The organism is Streptomyces sp. NPDC047525, assembly GCF_040643025.1.
Lineage (GTDB): Bacteria > Actinomycetota > Actinomycetes > Streptomycetales > Streptomycetaceae > Streptomyces > Streptomyces durmitorensis.
The window spans coordinates 308,804-324,849 of the sequence record NZ_JBEYTL010000007.1 but is presented as its reverse complement, the minus strand read 5'-3'; the positions used below and the strand labels follow the sequence as shown (position 1 = coordinate 324,849).

Sequence of the window (16,046 nt, the reverse complement as noted above, 5' to 3'; positions counted from 1 at the left end):
ATGGAACCACAGCACAGGAGCAGTGGTGTGACCGTGGTGGGCGCGGGAGCGATCTCGGCGCTCGGCTCCACGGCCGGGCACCTGTGGGACGGCGCGCGGCAGGGGCAGGTCGGCATCCGTCCCGTACAGGCCCTGGAGATGGACGGGCTCGACACCAAGCTCGGCGGCGAGGTGACGGATCCGGTGGAGCCCTCGCGCGGGTACCGACATCCGGAGGGATTCCGTGAACGGGCGATCGAACTCGCCCTGGTGGCCGCGGAGGAGGCCATGGCCGCGCTGCCCGCGGGTCTGGTGGAGCCCGAGCGGTTCGGCGTGGTGCTCGGCACCTGCAATGCCGGACTGCTCTCGGGCCGGGAGTGGCTGCGGGCGGTACAGGACGGTGAAGTCCCGGACCCCGGGCTGCCGTTGCTGGTCACCCCGCAGGCGCTCGCCGAGTCGGTGGGTGCGGCGTTCCGGCTGCGTGGCCCGGTGCTCGCGGTGAACACCGCGTGCGCCTCGGGTGCCAACGCGATCGGACTCGCCGCCGATCTGCTGCGCGCGGGCCGGGCCGACGCGGTCCTCACCGGCGGCAGCGACGCCTTCTCGGACGTCTGCTTCGCCGGGTTCAACGCGCTCCAGTCGCTGTCGCCCGAGCCCGCCGCGCCGTACGACGCGGGGCGGCGGGGTCTCTCGCTCGGCGAGGGCAGCGGCATGCTCGTGCTGGTCCGTGCCGAGTTCGCCCGCCGGCACGGCCTGACCGGCATCGCCGACATCGCCGGTTACGGCCTCTCCGCCGACGGCTTCCACTCCACCGCCCCGCACCCGGAGGGCAAGGGTGCGGCCAAGGCCATCGAGTCGGCACTGCGGCTGTCCGGGATCACGCCCGAGCAGATCGGCTACGTCAACGGGCACGGCACCGGCACCCCGAAGAACGACCCGGCCGAGTCCAACGCCATCCGGCTCGCCCTGGGCGAGGAGGAAGCGGCCCGCACACCGGTCTCCAGCACCAAGTCCATGATCGGCCACATGCTCGGCGCCGCCGGCGCGGCCGAGGCCATCGTGACGGCGAAGGCGCTGGCCGACCAGCTGGCGCCGCCCACCGCCGGGTACACCACGCCCGATCCCGAATGCCCGCTCGACTACATCCCGGGATCCGCCAGGGACCTGGACACCGGAGCCGCGCTCTCCAACAACTTCGCCTTCGGCGGCGCCAACGCCTCGCTGGTGCTCACCAGGACGGCGGACGGCCACCGCCCGCCACAGCCGGAGAACGACCGCGTGGTGATCACCGGCATCGGGCTGCTCAGTCCGGCCGGCTCCACGGCGGCCGAGGTCTGGTCGGCGTACACCCGTGGCCAGTGCCCGGTCGAGTGGGGCGGCGGACTGCGCCACAGCCGGGTCGACTTCGACCCCGGTCCGTATCTGACCAAGCGCGAGCGCCGCCGGATGGACCGGCTCGCCCAGTTCTCCGTCGCCGCCACCGTCAAGGCCCTCGCTGACGCGGGGTTCGAGCCCGGCAGCGCGGCGGCCGAGGCGCTCGGCCTTGTCTTCGGCACCGGCACGGGACCGATGGAGGCGATGGAGAAGTTCACCACTCCGCTGCTCGCCGAAGGTCCCGCCGCCGCCGACCCGTCCGTCTTCCCGAACACCGTCTACAACCAGGCGGCCGGGCAGGTCGCCATCCAGCTCGGGCTGCGTGGACCGACCTCCACGCTCTCGGTGGGCCACGCCACCGGCGCCGCCGCGCTCGCCTACTCCGCCGATCTCCTGGCGGCCGGGCACGCCGACGCCCTGGTGTGCACGGTCACCGACACCCTGACCGAGCAGGTGGGCCGGGCGTACGCGGCGGTCGGCGCGGCCTCCACACGGGAGCCCGGCGCGGCGGCGGACGGCCGGTTCACGCTCGCCGAGGGCAGCGTCGCCGTCGTCCTTGAGCGGCGCTCCACGGCGATCGCGCGCGGCGCCACGGTCCTCGGCGAGGTGCTCGGCCACGGCATGGCATCCGATGCCAGCCGGGCCCGGCTCTGGGATGCGCGCGGCCGGGGCCTGGAGCGCGCGATGCGCACGGCCCTGGACGACGCCGGTCTTGCGCCGACCGGGGTGGACGCGGTGTGGCTCGCCTCGGCCGGCCTGCACGCCGCCGACACCGCCGAGAGCAAGGCCGTGCAGCGGCTCTTCCACCCGTACGGGGTCCCGCCGCTGCACGCCCCGAAGACCGTCCTCGGCGAGCCGATGGGCGTCGGCGGTGCGCTGACGCTCGCGCTCGCCCTGCACCAGGGCCGGTTCGGTGGCCGCCCTGTGCTGTTGAACAGCTCCTCGCTCGGCGGCAGCCATGTCTCGCTCGCCGTGCGCTGCGGCGCCGAGGAGTCCCGTACCACCACTACGTCTGGAGAGACCCGATGAAGCTCCAAGGACAGGTCGCCCTGGTCACCGGCGGTTCCCGGGGCATCGGTGCCGCCGTCTGCCGCCGGCTGGCCGCCGACGGCGCCGCTGTCGCCATCAACTACCGAAGCTCCGAGGGCCCGGCGAAGGAACTGGCCCGCGAGATCGAGGCGGCCGGAGGGCGCGCGATCACCGTGCACGGCGACGTCGCGGACTCCGCCGCCGCCCAGGAGTTGGTCCGCCAGACCGTCGACGACCTCGGCGGCCTGGACATCCTGGTCAACAACGCCGGGGTGGCCCAGGACGCGCTCATCTTCAACATGGAGATGGACGACTGGCTGGACGTCATGAAGGTCAACTTCGGCGGCGTGTTCCACTGCACCAAGGCCGTGCTGCCGCACTTCATGAGCAAGGGCACGGGCGTGATCGTCAACGTCTCCTCCGTCATGGGTGAGCGAGGCTGGATCGGCGAGTCCAACTACGCCGCGTCCAAGGGCGCGGTCAACGCCTTCACCCGCTGCTGCGCCATGGAGTCGGCGCGCTTCGGCATCCGCGTCAACGCGGTCCTTCCCGGTTTCGCCCCCACCGATCTGGTGGCGGGCCTGACGGAGGGCGCCACCGGCCGCTCCATCAAGAAGCAGATCCCGCTGCGGAAGTTCGGCGAGGTCGAACAGATCGCGGACGTGGTCCGCTTCCTGAGCGGCCCCGAGTCCTCGTACATGACCGGATCGCTGGTCAATGTGGACGGCGGCGCCATGACGGCGCTGGGTCTGGGGCACCCATGAGCAGCCCTGGAGAGACCGTGCTGCGCGCCGCTGACCAGGGTGAGCTGCCGCGCGAGACGATGGAGCAGCGGGCCGACGAACTGCGGGTCGTCAAGGAGGAGTTGCACGCGGGGGACGCGGCGGCCACCGAACGGCAGCACGCCAAAGGCAAGCTGACCGTCCGCGAGCGGATCGAACTCCTCCTGGACAAGGGTTCGTTCACGGAGATCGAGCCGTTGCGCCGGCACCGTGCCACCGACTTCGGCATGGACCGCAGGCGCCCGCACGGCGACGGAGTGGTCGCCGGATGGGGCCGGGTGGACGGCCGTGACGTCCTGGTGTACGCACATGACTTCAGGGTCTTCGGGGGCGCGCTCGGCGAGGCGCACGCCCAGAAGATCCACAAGGTGATGGACCTGGCAGAGGCGAGCGGCGTGCCGCTGATCTCGCTCTGCGACGGCGCCGGGGCCCGTATCCAGGAGGGAGTGACCGCGCTCGCCGGGTACGGCGGGATCTTCAGCCGCAACGTCCGGGCCTCCGGTCTCATCCCGCAGATCAGTGTGGTGCTCGGCCCGTGCGCGGGCGGCGCCGCCTACTCCCCCGCACTGACCGACTTCGTCTTCATGGTGCGCGGCACCTCGCAGATGTTCCTGACCGGGCCCGACGTGGTCCAGGCCGTCACCGGCGAGAAGCTCACCCAGGACGAACTGGGCGGCGCGGACATGCACTCCCAGGTCTCGGGTCTGGCGGCGTTCGCCCACGACGACGAGGAGTCGTGCTTCGAGGACGTCCGCCACCTGCTGTCCCTACTGCCGTCCAACAACCGGGAGATGCCCCCTGCCCTGGTCCCGGAGGATCCCCCGGACCGCTCGGGCGACGCGCTCTTCGACATCGTCCCGGTCGATCCGCAGGCCGCGTACGACATGCGGAAGGTGATCGAGGAGATCGTCGACGACGGCGACTTCTTCGAGGTGCACGAGGGCTGGGGCACCAGTCTGATCTGCGCCCTCGCGCGGCTCGACGGGCATACGGTGGGTGTCATCGCCAACCAGCCGATGCAGCTGGCCGGCGTCCTGGACATCCACTCCTCGGAAAAGGGCGCCAGGTTCGTCCAGACCTGCGACGCGTTCAACATCCCGCTGGTCACGCTCGTGGATGTGCCGGGGTTCCTGCCCGGCGCCGACCAGGAGCGCGGCGGGATCATCCGGCACGGCGCCAAGCTGCTGTACGCGTACTGCAACGCCACCGTTCCCCGCATCCAGGTCATCGTGCGCAAGGCGTACGGCGGTGCGTACATCGTGATGGACTCCCGCTCCATCGGCACCGATCTGTCCTTCGCCTGGCCCACCAACGAGATCGCGGTGATGGGCGCGGAGGGCGCCGCCAATGTCGTCTTCCGCAAGCGGATCGCCGCCGCCGACGACCCGGAGGAGGAACGCGCCGAGGTCATCGACGAGTACAAGCGCACCCTGATGCATCCGTACTACGCGGCGGAGCGCGGGCTCGTCGACGATGTCATCGACCCTCGCGACACCCGTTCGGTGCTGATCCGCTCGCTGGCCCTGCTGCGCGCCAAGTACGTACCGCTGGTGCGGCGCAAGCACGGGAACCAGCCGCAGTGAGCGCCGCCGTGGAACTGACCGTGGTCAGCGGCAGCCCCACCCCCGAGGAGCTCTGCGCGGTCCTTGTGGCGCTGCGACTGGCCACGGCGCCCGCGGGCGCCCCAGCGGGCCCCGAGCCCGCGCGCCGCACGGCCCCCTGGCCGGCGCCGCGGGACGCCGCGTCGGTCTCGCCCGTTTCCTGGGCCTGCTGATCACGGTGTATCCGCGGGCCGTACCGGCGGATCTGACAGTACGAGAACACCAAGCCACCGCTCCCATCCGAGTCCCGGAGGACCATCCATGGACCGCAACACCATCGTCGAAGCCGTGACCGAAGCCGTCATCGACGCCCTGGGCGCCGAGACCGACGAGGTCGTACCCGAGGCCACCCTGCTGGACGACCTGGGCGCGGAGTCGATCGATCTGCTCGACATCCTGTTCCGCCTGGAGCGCTCGCTCGGCATCAAGATCCAGGCGGCGGAGCTCGCCGCCTACGTCCAGGGCGGCATACCGGACGAGGAGTTCGGCGACGAGAACGAGATCGTCTCGGCCGCGGGCCTGGCACAGCTGAAGAAGGTCATGCCCCAGATCGACACCGCCGAACTCACCGGCAAGCTCGAGGCCACCCAGGTCATGGGCTTGTTCACGGTGAACAACCTGGTCGGCCTCGTCGAGCACCGCGCCGCGCTCGCCACGGTCTGAGGGGGCTGTACCAGATGACCGCAGTTCAGATCATCGGCACCGGCGGCTATCAGCCCGGTGACCCGATCTCCACCGAGGAGATCGCGCGCCTCGTCGGGCCCCTGCCCGACGAGGTGCGCGAGGGCCTCTCCATCGAGCGCCGGTTCTGGATGATCGACCCGGCCACCGGCGAACACCGCGAGAACAACTCGGACATGGCCTACAAGGCCGCCGTGCGAGCCCTGGAGTCGGCCGGTCTGGAGGCCGGTGACATCGACCTGATCATCCTTGCCACCGGCACCCCCGACTACCCGCTGCCGCCGCTGGTCAACATGGTCCAGGAGCGTCTGGGCCTGGTCCGCTGCGCCACCCTGGAGATCCGTTCAGGCGGCGCGGGCGTCGTCCAGGGCCTGGATGTCGCCCGGATGTACCTGGAGTCGGGGGTCTACAAGACCGCGCTGGTCATCGGGAGCGAGGCCATCTCCCCCGTCCTCGCGCCGATCTTCCTCGGCAAGGACCCGTACAAGATCCGCATGCGGGACCGGATGCCGGTCTACATGTTCGGCGACGGCGCGGGAGCGATCGTGCTGCGCGCCGAGGAGAACGCGGAGTCCGGTGGTCTGCTGGGCGCCGCGATGGAGGCCATCGGCGGCGACCGCAAGGCCGGCATCCACTCCGTGGGCGGCGGCACGCATGCGCCGATCCATGAGCAGCTGAAGGCCAAGCGTCTGGTCGACCTCAAGGTCGACGTGGTCGGCGCCGGGGACTTCACCCCCGTGATGGTCACCGAGGCGATCAGCAACACCCTGCGGCACAGCAACGTGGACGTCAGCTCCGTCGATCTGTGCCTGATCCCCGAGGGCAATGTCGGCTGGATGCTGGACGCGCTCCAGGAGCTGGGCCTCGACACCGCCGAGTGGAAGGCGCTCGACGGGAAGGTCTTCGACAGCCTCTCCACCATGGGGGCCGTCGGCTGTGCGGCGGTGCCGCTCTTCCTCGACGACGCCTGGCGCACGGGCCGGGTCAAGCCGGGCGACCGGCTGATGCTGGTCGGCGTCGAGTCCACCAAGTGGATCTACGCAGGCGCCGTCGTGGACTGGACCGCGACCGCTCCGGCGGGCTGAGAAGGGATGCGGCGTGACGTCCCGTACCAGCCCACAGCCGTCCGCGACGGATACGGCACCCGGCGACGATGTCGTCGCCGGGCAGTTCCGGCAGGCCATGGGGAGGTTCCTCACCGGCGTGGCAGTGGTCACCTCGTCCGGCCCCGAAGGGCCGCACGGGACCACGGTCTCCTCACTGGCCTCGGTCTCCCTCGAACCGCCGATGCTGCTTGTCTGCCTGGGTCACACCTCGCGCGGCGCCCGGACGATCGGCTCCACCGGCGCCTTCACCGTGAACGTGCTGGGGCAGGACCAGTCGGAACTCGCGGGCTGGTTCGCCTCGTCGAGGCGGCCGCTGGGCAGCGCGGGCTTCGCGGGCGTGCCGCACCGCATCGGCAGCTCGGGCGCCCCGGTGCTCGACGGAGCCGTCGTCCATCTGGACTGCCGGGTGGCCCAGGAGGTCTCCGCGGGTGACCACAGCATCTTCATCGCAGACGTCACCGGCATCGGATTCACCGAACGAGCCGACCCACTCGCTTACCACCAGGGCCAGTTCCTGTCCCTGCGATGACACGCTCGGCCGCGGGGTCGACGGGGGCCGGCGCGGACCACGCGCCGGCCCTCTGTCGCACCACGCGGCGGACATCCACGGAGGTACTCATGAACGACTTCGCCTTCCTCTTCCCCGGGCAGGGGTCCCAACGGCCCGGGATGGGAAGCGACCTGGTCGCACGTCACCCGGAACTGCTCGAGCGCTACTACCGCCCCGCGGACGAACTGCTTGGCTTCGGTCTTTCGCGGCTGTGCCTGGAGGGCTCCGCCGAGGATCTGGTGCCCACCGAGATCACCCAGCCCGCCGTCTTCCTCACCAGCATCGCCGTTCTGGACGTGCTGCGCGGCCATGGCATCACGCCGTCCGTGACAGCGGGGCACAGCCTGGGCGAGTACACGGCGCTGGTCTGCGCCGGGGTGCTGGAATGGACCGACGCGCTGCGGCTTGTGCGCAGGCGCGGGGAGTTGATGGCCGCCGTCAACGAACGCACGCCCGGAGCGATGGCGGCCGTGATCGGCCCGTCGGCCCACCAGGTCGAGGAGATCTGCGCGGGGATCCGCGAGAGGGACGGTGCGATCGTCGAGATCGCCAACTACAACGACCCCACGCAGCATGTCGTGTCCGGTGAAGGCGAGGCGGTTCGCGCGGTGATGGCGGCCGCAAAGGCCGTCGGCGCCGAGCGCACGGTCCTGCTGAAGGTCGGCGCCCCCTTCCACTGCAGCCTCATGAAGGAGCTGGAGGAGGAGTTCACGGACGAGTTGGATCAGGTCAACTTCTCCGACCCGGCGCTGCCCGTGATTGCGAACGTGACATCGGCCTGGATCAGCAGCGGAGCCGATGCCAAACATCTGCTCCGCCGTCAACTGGCGGGGGCCGTACGCTGGTCGGACACCCTGCAGGCGATTGCGGACAGCGGCGTCCAGACATTTGTCGAGGCGGGTCCGGGGCGTGTGCTGAGCGGTTTCTGCCGCCGCGCGCTGCCGGAAGCCGCATGCCACCCCGCCGGGGAGATCCGGCGCATCGACCGACTACTCCACGGCCTTGAACAGGGAGTTTCACTGACCGCCTGACAGTACTTCGCCCTTTGACACCCACAAGTGTGTCCGGAAAGGGCGAGTCCCGCGAACGGAATACCCATCGGTATTGTGGTTCGCGGGACTCTCCTTTACTCTGCATCTAGTTAAGGAACGAACTAAATGGTGGAGGTGACCGGGGTGCACGACGCCGACAGAGACGCCGACAGCACGGCGTTGAGCAAGCTCTCAGAAGCCCTCGGGGGACCTTCTCAGGAGGCGATCGAGAAGGCCAAGGCCCTGTTCCCCTTTGTGGCGTTCGAAGCCTCCATGGACAGCGAGGAGTCGCTCACCGCACCGGAAGGCCGGCCCACCGACTCGGCCGACCGTCCTTCCGACTCAGCAGGCCGGCCCACCGACTCGGCCGACCGCCCCTCCGGCTCAGCCGGCCGACACCCGGCTGCGCCGGGACGCTGACCCCAGCGCGGAGCCGCTTTCCTCGGCGAAGGCCCGCAGGCCCGTCTTCTTGATGGAGTCGAAGAGCTCCGCGGCGCGCCCGGAGCGGTCCGCCTCAAGCGCCAGGGCACGCTCCAGATGCTTCAGGCAGCGCCCGCGAATGGGCCCGATGGAACCGCGGGCCAACCCAAGCGTGGCACTGACCTCGTCGTACGACATCGGCGGCTCGGCCACCAACAGACCCAGCAGCGCCTGGCACTTCGGCGACAGCGAACAGTAGGCGAGGAGCACCTCGTCACGCGTCTCGCGGTCAAGTGCCGTCTCCTCCGGCTGGTTCGCCGACGGATGTGGCCGGTCGAACACCTCAGGATCCTCGGTGGGCGTGCTGCGGCCCGACTTCTGGATGTGCTTGAGGCTCTCCCTGCGGGCCGAGACGGAGATCCAGTGGGCCAGCTTCTCCGGGTCCCGGAGCTTCCCCAGATGCTGGATGACCCGCATCCAGGTGGTCTGGCTGACATCCTCACAGTCGGCCGCGGAGAGCCGGTGACCGCGGGCAATGGCCCAAATCAGCGGTGTATAGCGGTCGACGATCCGGTTCCAGCTCTCCTGGTTGCCGTCCAGACAATCGTCCACGAGTTCATGCAGAGCAAGACCTTCCATAATCTCCCCCGTCGCTCTCACTTAGAGATAGGGGGCTCAGAACCGCTCCCCCTATCACTACAAGCGTTAACTATACGGCGCCCCCAAGGCGCAGTGTCAACGCTTACTTAGGCGCAGCCCACTGCGGAACAGTTCCCTCCATTTAATGGGAGGTGCAGTTGGAACCCTTTCCGCAAGGTGCGCCCAGAGGCGACGCCGGTGAAGCACTGCGGCCTATCACATCGTTCGCAGCTCGGCATCGCATCTTCAACCTTACCGGATTGACGTGCGATTATGGCCAGTTCAGGACCATCGGTGGCGTACCGCACAGTTGAATGGTCCAGACCCGGATCATGCCAGAATTCTGTTTTCTGATCCCTTGATCATTCCGTCGTCCCGTTGAGTAAAACAACAGCGAAATGTCTCGCGCCGGGCTGCCCTTGGGCCGCCCGGCGCGAGACATCACCGACTTCTGCTATTCGTGCCCTGCCGCCTCCGCCGGACGGTAGGGACACCGCGGAGCCTCCTCGACCGGCGCCGCGGGCACAGCGGCCTCGGCGGCGGCGGGAAAACCCTCCGGGCCGGCCCCGGGGCTCCGGTCCGTTACCGGACGGAGCGTCATACGGATGCCGTGCTTGGCGCGCAGTGAGATGTCCGGCTGCATCACCACGGGGTGCCCCGGCACCATGTCGAGGTGGAATCGCTGCAACAGGGACGCCACCACAATGGTCAGCTCCATGTTGGCGAAGGCCATGCCGACACAGTTGCGGGGACCTCCGACGTACGGAACGTAGGCATACCTCGGACGTCCCGCCGACCGCTCGCGGGTGAACCGCTCGGGGTCGAAGCCCTCGGGGTTGTCCCAGAACTCCGGGTTGCGGTGCGTGATGTACGTGCTCAGCAGCAGGAAGGAGCCCGCGGGGATGTGATAGCCGCTCAGCACATCGTCCTTGAGCGGCATCCGCGCCACTTGCCACAGCGGCGGATAGAGCCGCAGCGCCTCCTGGATGAACAGTTTCAGGTACTTCAGCTGCGGCAGGTCCTCCATCGTCGGTGGCCGGTCCCCCAGCACCTGGAGGACCTCGGCCCGGGCCCGCTCGGTCTCCGCGGGGCGGGTGGAGAGCAGATGGCAGATCCACGAAAGGGTCGCGGCCACCGTCTCGTGCCCGGCGATGAACAGCGTCATCACCTGGTCGCGCAGCTGCTCGTCCGTCATCAGCCGGCCCGTCTCCGGGTCGGGCGTGTGCATCAGCATCGACAGCAGGTCCTGGGCCTCGCCGTCGGCAGGCCTGGCACGGCGCTCGGCGATCAGCCGGTACACCGTGTCGTCGAGCAGCTTGCGGGCCGCCTTGAAGCGACGGTTGCGCGGGGTCGGTATCTTCTCCGGGATGTCCGCGACCGCGATCAACTTGGCGTTGATGTGCTCCAGTTGGGCAGCGACCGCCGAGCCGAGCGCCAGAGCGTCACGCGACCAGTCCGCCTGGAAGAGGCAGCGCGCCAGGATCTCGAGGGTCAGGCTCTGCATCTCCGTCCTGGCGTCCATCGCCTCGCCGCTCCGGGCGATCCCGTCCCACCGGCCCAGCATCCGCTCCGTGCTGTCCACCATCACATCGGCGAACCGCTCGAGCGGCTCCCTGCGGAACGTCGGTGCCACGGTGCGCCGTTGAGCACGCCACACCTCGCCCTCGGTGGTGACGAGGCCCTGGCCGACCGACACCCCGACCTTGCGGTTGAAGTCGTCGGGGTGCGGATAGTTCTCGAAGTTGTCGGCGAGGATGCGCTTGAGGTCGTCGGGGTGCGTGACGAGCACCACCGGCACCGGCCCCCGGAACTGCACCAGGTCACCGTGGTCGCGCCAGGCGCTGACGAAGGTCTCCAGGGGATTGCGGCGGAAGTCGAGCGCGGAGCCGAGCAGCGGCAGGCCCAGCGGACCCGGCGGACGCCTCCCCGCACCCGAACCGCTCTGCCCCGGCATCATGCGGCTCCCTCCCCGGCGGCCTTGAAGTGCTGCAGCCGCATCGGCATGCCGCCGCGCGGATACAGGAACACATTGGACGTCGGCTCGCAGACGTGCCCGCCGGCCAGCGTCAGCCGGTAGTCCTGCAGGATCCGGGCGATGACCAGCGGCGCCTCGAGGACGGCCACCGAAGAACCCGGGCACAGCCGAGGGCCGCGCGAGAACGGGATGTACGCGTAGAGCGGTGCGCCACCGGTCGCGCTCTTCTCGAACCGCTCGGGCCTGAAACCCTCCGGGTTCTCCCAGAACTTGGGGTGACGGTGCATCAGATAGGGGCTGATGAACACCTGGGATCCGGCGGGTATGTGATAGCCGCCGATCTCGTCGTCCTCGATCGGACTGCGCGACATGGTCCACACCGACGGGTAGAGCCGCAGTACCTCCTGGTAAAAGGCGCGCAGATAGCGGAGCTTGGGGAGATCGGACGCGGCCGGCGGCCGGTCCCCGCAGACCTCGGCGACCTCGGCGCGCGCCTTGCGCTCCGACTCCGGGTGCCGCGACATCAGCGAGAACGCCCACACCAGGGACAGCGCGGTCGTCTCGTACCCGCCGAGGAACATCGTGACGACCTCGTCGCGCAGCTGCTTGTCCGACATCCGGTCGCCGGTCTGCTCGTCCTGCGCGTTCAGGAAGCGGGTCAGCAGGTCGTCCGGGGGTTCCGGGTCCCTGCGCCGGTCGGCGATGAGCCCGTAGACGAACGAGTCCAGCGTCGCGCGTGCCTTCAGGAACTGCGTGCGTGCCTTGCTCGGCAGCGCCTGCGGAAGCTCGACGAAGCGCTGCAGCCGCACATTCGTGTACGCGTTGCAGATGCGCACCGCGCGGGCCAACTCCCCTGCCCTGCTGCTCACATCGGTGCTGAACAGCGTCGTCATGACGATCGTCAGGGCCAGCCGGAACATCTCCGGTGTGATGTCGAAGGTCTCCTCGCGGGAGGCACGCCCCCGCCACTCCTGCACCAGATCACTGGTGGCGTCGACCATCGCGGGACCGAAGCCGGAGATCCGCGAGCCCTTGAAGGCGGGCTGGGCGAGGCGGCGCTGGCGGAAGTGGAAGTCGCCGTTGCTGGTGAACATGCCCTGGCCCACCCAGGGTTCGAACTTGCCGACCGACAGCGGGTCCTTGGGGTAGTTGGGCTGTCGGTCGTCGAGGACGTGCTTGATGTGGTCCGGGTGCGCGATCAGGAAGAGATTGCGCTTGCCGGGCAGCCGGAAGCGGACGATGTCGCCGTACTCCCGCCAGGACCGGGTGAAGGTGCCGACCAGGTCACGGACCAGGTCGGGGCCGCAGCCGACCACGGGATAACCCTGTGGGCCCGGTGCCTGGCGGAGGCTGCCGCTCGAAGTCAGACTCATGGTGCCTCGCTCTGCTGGTGGCCGGGGGGTCAGCGGGTACGGATCTTGTGCTTGGCGACGTGCAGGATGTTGCCGACGGTCAGCTTGAGGATCGTGCCGAGGCCGCTGCCCGGCTCGGGCGCCATGCCGCACTGCTCGACCATCGACGCGGTGCTCTCCTCGTGCCACAGCTCGGCGAACTTGCCGTCACGGACCAGGTGGAAGTCGAGGCCGGTCATCGTCATGCGGTTGCCGGTGCCCGGGAAGCCGTACAGCTCGCCGTGGAAGGTGCCGGTCGCGGTCCAGCGGTCGATGACCTTGTCGCCCATGATCGTCACGTCGTCGAGCGAGAAGCGCAGGTCCGGGAAGGCGTCGTGCATCAACTGCACGGCCGCGCGGTGTCCGGCAGGACCCTGCGGGCAGCCCGGCAGCGGCATGTGGTCCTTCCAGTCCGCCGCGAGGAGCTCGCGCTCGGTCTCGGCGTTGTTCTTGTCCCAGACCTCTTCGATGTAGCGGCGGGCCATTTCGTAGTACGTCTTGTCGAGCGAGCCGTCGAAGTTGGCGGCGGTCTGGGTGTCGATGAACGTGGGACGGGACATCAGAAGTCCTCCTGGACGGTGAGTCGGTGCGATGCGGTGCGGGACAGGGGCGCCGGACGGCTCACAGCTCCGGGCCGACGTCGGTGACGCCGTCGGCGCGCAGGATCTGCTGGGCGGTATGGCTGCCGGAGACGATCACCCGGAGCGCACTGGCCGCCTGCGCCCAGTGGCCGGAGAGATAGAGCCCCTCGATCGGCGTGTGGTACGTGAGCCGCTTGCTGCCCGCCTGCGCCGGGGTGTTCTCCCAGCCGTACGCCGCACCACGGTGATTGCCCGTGAAGCGCTCCAGGGTCAGCGGGGTCGAGCTGTTGACGAAGGTGAGTCCGTCCTTGAAGCCCGGATAGAGCCGCTCGATCAGATTGAGGTACTTCTCCTCCAGCTTCGGCTTCAGCTCCGACCAGGGCTCGGGGCCTTCGTACGGAGCCAGCGCCGTCGAGGTGACCAGGTGCTCCCCGGGCGGGCCGAGACTCGGGTCGAGGAGCGTGGGCACGACCACCACGGTGGCCGGGGCCTCGCCCTCGGAGAAGCCGGCGAAGCTGGCGTCGTGGTCGTCGGTCTCGTAGATGAAGGTCTCGTGCGCGCCGCCCGCCGCGGCTATGTCCAGGGTCGTGGCGGCATACACCACGAACATCGACATGGAGCCCTTGAGCGAGCGCAGCCTGCGCTGGTAGGCCTTCGGCAGATGCTCGATGCCCACCAGATCGTGGAAGGTGTGCGTGGCGTCCGCGTTCGAGATGACGACCGGTGCGCGCACCTCCTGCCCGCCGGCAAGCACCACACCTTCGGTACGGCCGTCCGCGACCAGGATCTTCTCGACGCCGGAGTTGGTGACGATCTTGCCGCCGTCGCGCTCGATCGCCGTGGTGAAGGCCTTGACCAGGTGCTGGAATCCGCCCTTGCAGTGGTAGAGCCCGTGCATCTGGGTGTAGAGGAAACGGGCGAACAGCTCGAAGGAGAGCTGCGACGGCGGCAGTCCCATGTAAGGCCAGCCCGCGCTGCAGAACGCCTTGCAGCGTGGGTCCTTGATGAACTGGTCCAGCACGTCGCCGAGCGTGGACATCCGGTTCCCGAAGAGGGTGGGGAACTTCTCGACGGCCTCGCCCAGTTCCTGCGGGGAGAGCTGGAGGGGCACCTGGTGGGCCTCCTCGAGGAACTTCTCGCAGAGGCCGAAGAAGCCCCTGATCCCCTCCTCCTCCTGCGGGAAGAGCTCGATGTGCGAGGCGATGAACGCCTCGGAGCCGAACGGGGCGTCCAGCACGTCGTCGTCGATGACCACTCGGTACAGCGCGTCGGACTCGACGAACTCGCACATCTCACGGACGTCGAGATACCGCAGCAGGACGTCGATGGTGCCGCCCTCGGCCGCGCCGGGCACCACGTGGATGGCGGGGTCGTAATAGCGGTCACCGGCCCGGAAGGCATGCGCGTATCCGCCGATTCCCTGCGCCTTCTCGGCCACCAGGACGCGCCGTCCGAACTTGGCGAGGAAGGCGGCGGCGGCCAGGCCTCCCAGACCGCTGCCGACGACGATGACGTCGTAGTCGGCGGCGGCGGTGGGCGGTTCCTTCGTCGGCATGACTCTCCCAAGGGATTGTGGTTTCACGTCGGGTTCACTGATGGAGATCCGCGCGGGGCACCCGCGGATACGCCTGCGGCCGGGTCAACGCCCGGTGGTGCGGCGCGCCTTACGCTTCAGCCAGGCGAACCGGGCGGCGCTGGTGAAGGTGTGGGAGAGCTGGCCGAGGGGGCCCGCGTCACGCGGCGGCACGACACCGAGCGTGCCGAGCATTCCGAGGTAGTCGGCCTCCTGGTGGAACTCGACAAGGCGGCCCTCGTCGTCCCAGCGCTCGACGAGGATCTCCTCCAGCTGGATCCAGCGGCCGGTGGGCGGGATGCCCATCAGTTCACCGAGCTGGGTGCCGGTGAACCTGACCCGGGAGGCCACGTACGGACCCTCGGAGATCATGTCGAGCAGTTCCAGGCGGAGGTCAGGCTTGGCCTGCCACAGATGCAGCATCAGCTCCTTGAAGCCGTCGTTCCCCAGCGGGGGGCGGCCCGGCAGGTAGTACTTCGCATCGGGCCTCGCGAGCTCCTCGATGACGGTCAGGTCGCGCTTGTCGAAGGTGCGCGACGCGAGCTCGCGGGCCCTGGCCTTGAGGTCGGGGCGTGCACCGTCGCCCGCCGTCCGGCCTGCGGTCTCCTCGGACGTGGTCATGCTGCGTTCCTCCCCTGGGGGCCCTGCTGACGGGTGTCCTGCCGGCGGGTGGCCTGCTGCGCCTTGGCGGCCTTCGCGGCCCTGCCCGCCTTCGCCTGGAGCACCGCGAAGCGGGCCATGAGCTTGAAGGTGTGCGCGATCTGCCCCAGCGGTCCCGCGCCTTCCGGCGGGGTGAGTCCGAGCTGGTCGAAGGTGCCGATCTCGTCGGCCAGGTGCCACACTTCGGCGATGCGGTCGCCCTCGAAGCGCAGCAGGGTGGTCTCTGTCCTGCGGACCGGCAGCCCCGTGGGCGGGATGCCCATCAGTTCGCCGCGCTGGGTGCCGCTGATCTCGGCCCTCAGCACCACACGGTCGTCCTCCTCGATGAGGGTGATCGTCCGGTGGGTGAGGTCGGGCAGGGCGCTGCGGAGTTCGGCGGCCATCCGCTTGTAGGCGGCGGCTCCGCGCAGATCGGGCACACCGGGGTAGTGGCCGACGAAGTCCGGGCTCAGATACGTGTCGGCGGCGCTCAAGTCTCCCTGGTTCCACACCAGGTCGCTGAGGTCGGCGACGCGCTTCTTGAGGTCGCTCTTTTCGGTGTCTGCTGTGTGTGCCATCAAGAACCTCTCGGGCCGGAGCGGGCGGCTGCCCCTCTGCCCTGACTGATCCCGGCGGCACGCGGGTGGATACACGGCACGGACCGCGCGTGTCACCGGCCGGGATCAGCGAGGCGG

Annotated in this window: 16 protein-coding genes; 9 read left to right on the top strand and 7 right to left on the bottom strand. The window is 69.4% G+C overall.

Annotated features, from left to right (window positions below; genetic code table 11):
• From ABZ833_RS22405 to ABZ833_RS22365, 9 genes are all read left to right on the top strand, one after another.
• Nucleotides 1-2,382: a beta-ketoacyl-[acyl-carrier-protein] synthase family protein gene (locus ABZ833_RS22405; protein WP_361049260.1), complete on the top strand. Its 2,382-nt coding sequence runs from the start codon at nucleotides 1-3 to the stop codon at nucleotides 2,380-2,382.
• The gene (locus tag ABZ833_RS22400) at nucleotides 2,379-3,146 is read left to right on the top strand and encodes a 3-oxoacyl-ACP reductase family protein (RefSeq protein WP_361049258.1); all 768 of its coding nucleotides are present in this window, start codon (nucleotides 2,379-2,381) and stop codon (nucleotides 3,144-3,146) included. Before ABZ833_RS22405 ends, ABZ833_RS22400 begins: the two co-directional genes overlap by 4 nt.
• Before the next feature lie 59 nt (nucleotides 3,147-3,205).
• Nucleotides 3,206-4,747 carry an acyl-CoA carboxylase subunit beta gene (locus tag ABZ833_RS22395; protein WP_361049667.1) on the top strand — a complete coding sequence of 514 codons (1,542 nt, stop codon included), beginning with the start codon at nucleotides 3,206-3,208 and terminating at the stop codon, nucleotides 4,745-4,747.
• The gene (locus ABZ833_RS22390) at nucleotides 4,744-4,938 is read left to right on the top strand and encodes an acyl-CoA carboxylase epsilon subunit (RefSeq protein ID WP_361049256.1); all 195 of its coding nucleotides are present in this window, start codon (nucleotides 4,744-4,746) and stop codon (nucleotides 4,936-4,938) included. Before ABZ833_RS22395 ends, ABZ833_RS22390 begins: the two co-directional genes overlap by 4 nt.
• Nucleotides 4,939-5,026: 88 nt before the next feature.
• Complete coding sequence (locus ABZ833_RS22385) at nucleotides 5,027-5,428, top strand: phosphopantetheine-binding protein (RefSeq protein WP_361049254.1); 402 nt, start codon at nucleotides 5,027-5,029, stop codon at nucleotides 5,426-5,428.
• 14 nt (nucleotides 5,429-5,442) lie between these two features.
• Nucleotides 5,443-6,531, top strand: a complete 1,089-nt coding sequence (locus tag ABZ833_RS22380; protein ID WP_361049252.1) for a 3-oxoacyl-[acyl-carrier-protein] synthase III C-terminal domain-containing protein — start codon at nucleotides 5,443-5,445, stop codon at nucleotides 6,529-6,531.
• A 13-nt stretch (nucleotides 6,532-6,544) separates the two neighbouring features.
• Entirely contained in the window at nucleotides 6,545-7,081 is a 537-nt protein-coding gene (locus ABZ833_RS22375) for a flavin reductase family protein (protein ID WP_361049250.1), read from the top strand.
• A gap of 89 nt (nucleotides 7,082-7,170) precedes the next feature.
• A complete protein-coding gene (fabD, locus tag ABZ833_RS22370; RefSeq protein ID WP_361049248.1) occupies nucleotides 7,171-8,133 on the top strand; it encodes an ACP S-malonyltransferase in 963 nt (320 codons plus the stop codon).
• Between the two features lie 126 nt (nucleotides 8,134-8,259).
• Entirely contained in the window at nucleotides 8,260-8,553 is a 294-nt protein-coding gene (locus tag ABZ833_RS22365) for a hypothetical protein (RefSeq protein WP_361049246.1), read from the top strand.
• Here ABZ833_RS22365 and ABZ833_RS22360 read toward each other — a convergent pair.
• The 7 genes from ABZ833_RS22360 to ABZ833_RS22330 all read right to left on the bottom strand — a co-directional run bounded on the left by ABZ833_RS22360 (nucleotide 8,518) and on the right by ABZ833_RS22330 (nucleotide 15,929).
• A complete protein-coding gene (locus ABZ833_RS22360) occupies nucleotides 8,518-9,165 on the bottom strand; it encodes a sigma-70 family RNA polymerase sigma factor (RefSeq protein ID WP_361049244.1) in 648 nt (215 codons plus the stop codon). The two genes, ABZ833_RS22365 and ABZ833_RS22360, sit on opposite strands and share 36 nt — an antisense overlap.
• Before the next feature lie 481 nt (nucleotides 9,166-9,646).
• Nucleotides 9,647-11,149, bottom strand: coding sequence for a cytochrome P450 (locus tag ABZ833_RS22355; RefSeq protein WP_361049242.1), 1,503 nt, complete (start codon nucleotides 11,147-11,149; stop codon nucleotides 9,647-9,649).
• Nucleotides 11,146-12,540 carry a cytochrome P450 gene (locus ABZ833_RS22350; RefSeq protein WP_361049240.1) on the bottom strand — a complete coding sequence of 465 codons (1,395 nt, stop codon included), beginning with the start codon at nucleotides 12,538-12,540 and terminating at the stop codon, nucleotides 11,146-11,148. Before ABZ833_RS22350 ends, ABZ833_RS22355 begins: the two co-directional genes overlap by 4 nt.
• Nucleotides 12,541-12,569: 29 nt before the next feature.
• Nucleotides 12,570-13,118, bottom strand: coding sequence for an ester cyclase (locus ABZ833_RS22345; protein WP_361049239.1), 549 nt, complete (start codon nucleotides 13,116-13,118; stop codon nucleotides 12,570-12,572).
• Between the two features lie 61 nt (nucleotides 13,119-13,179).
• Nucleotides 13,180-14,694, bottom strand: a complete 1,515-nt coding sequence (locus ABZ833_RS22340) for an NAD(P)/FAD-dependent oxidoreductase (protein WP_361049237.1) — start codon at nucleotides 14,692-14,694, stop codon at nucleotides 13,180-13,182.
• Between the two features lie 84 nt (nucleotides 14,695-14,778).
• Nucleotides 14,779-15,333: an ester cyclase gene (locus ABZ833_RS22335; RefSeq protein WP_361049235.1), complete on the bottom strand. Its 555-nt coding sequence runs from the start codon at nucleotides 15,331-15,333 to the stop codon at nucleotides 14,779-14,781.
• Entirely contained in the window at nucleotides 15,330-15,929 is a 600-nt protein-coding gene (locus ABZ833_RS22330) for an ester cyclase (RefSeq protein WP_361049233.1), read from the bottom strand. Before ABZ833_RS22330 ends, ABZ833_RS22335 begins: the two co-directional genes overlap by 4 nt.
• Between the last annotated feature and the right edge of the window lie 117 nt (nucleotides 15,930-16,046).

Coding starts and splice junctions, on each gene's coding strand:
- ABZ833_RS22405 (WP_361049260.1), top strand. CDS start 1: ATGGAACCACAGCACAGGAGCAGTGGTGTGACCGTGGTGGGCGCGGGA.
- ABZ833_RS22400 (WP_361049258.1), top strand. CDS start 2,379: ATGAAGCTCCAAGGACAGGTCGCCCTGGTCACCGGCGGTTCCCGGGGC.
- ABZ833_RS22395 (WP_361049667.1), top strand. CDS start 3,206: ATGGAGCAGCGGGCCGACGAACTGCGGGTCGTCAAGGAGGAGTTGCAC.
- ABZ833_RS22385 (WP_361049254.1), top strand. CDS start 5,027: ATGGACCGCAACACCATCGTCGAAGCCGTGACCGAAGCCGTCATCGAC.
- ABZ833_RS22380 (WP_361049252.1), top strand. CDS start 5,443: ATGACCGCAGTTCAGATCATCGGCACCGGCGGCTATCAGCCCGGTGAC.
- fabD (WP_361049248.1), top strand. CDS start 7,171: ATGAACGACTTCGCCTTCCTCTTCCCCGGGCAGGGGTCCCAACGGCCC.
- ABZ833_RS22365 (WP_361049246.1), top strand. CDS start 8,260: ATGGTGGAGGTGACCGGGGTGCACGACGCCGACAGAGACGCCGACAGC.
- ABZ833_RS22355 (WP_361049242.1), bottom strand. CDS start 11,149: ATGATGCCGGGGCAGAGCGGTTCGGGTGCGGGGAGGCGTCCGCCGGGT.
- ABZ833_RS22350 (WP_361049240.1), bottom strand. CDS start 12,540: ATGAGTCTGACTTCGAGCGGCAGCCTCCGCCAGGCACCGGGCCCACAG.
- ABZ833_RS22345 (WP_361049239.1), bottom strand. CDS start 13,118: ATGTCCCGTCCCACGTTCATCGACACCCAGACCGCCGCCAACTTCGAC.
- ABZ833_RS22340 (WP_361049237.1), bottom strand. CDS start 14,694: ATGCCGACGAAGGAACCGCCCACCGCCGCCGCCGACTACGACGTCATC.
- ABZ833_RS22335 (WP_361049235.1), bottom strand. CDS start 15,333: ATGACCACGTCCGAGGAGACCGCAGGCCGGACGGCGGGCGACGGTGCA.
- ABZ833_RS22330 (WP_361049233.1), bottom strand. CDS start 15,929: ATGGCACACACAGCAGACACCGAAAAGAGCGACCTCAAGAAGCGCGTC.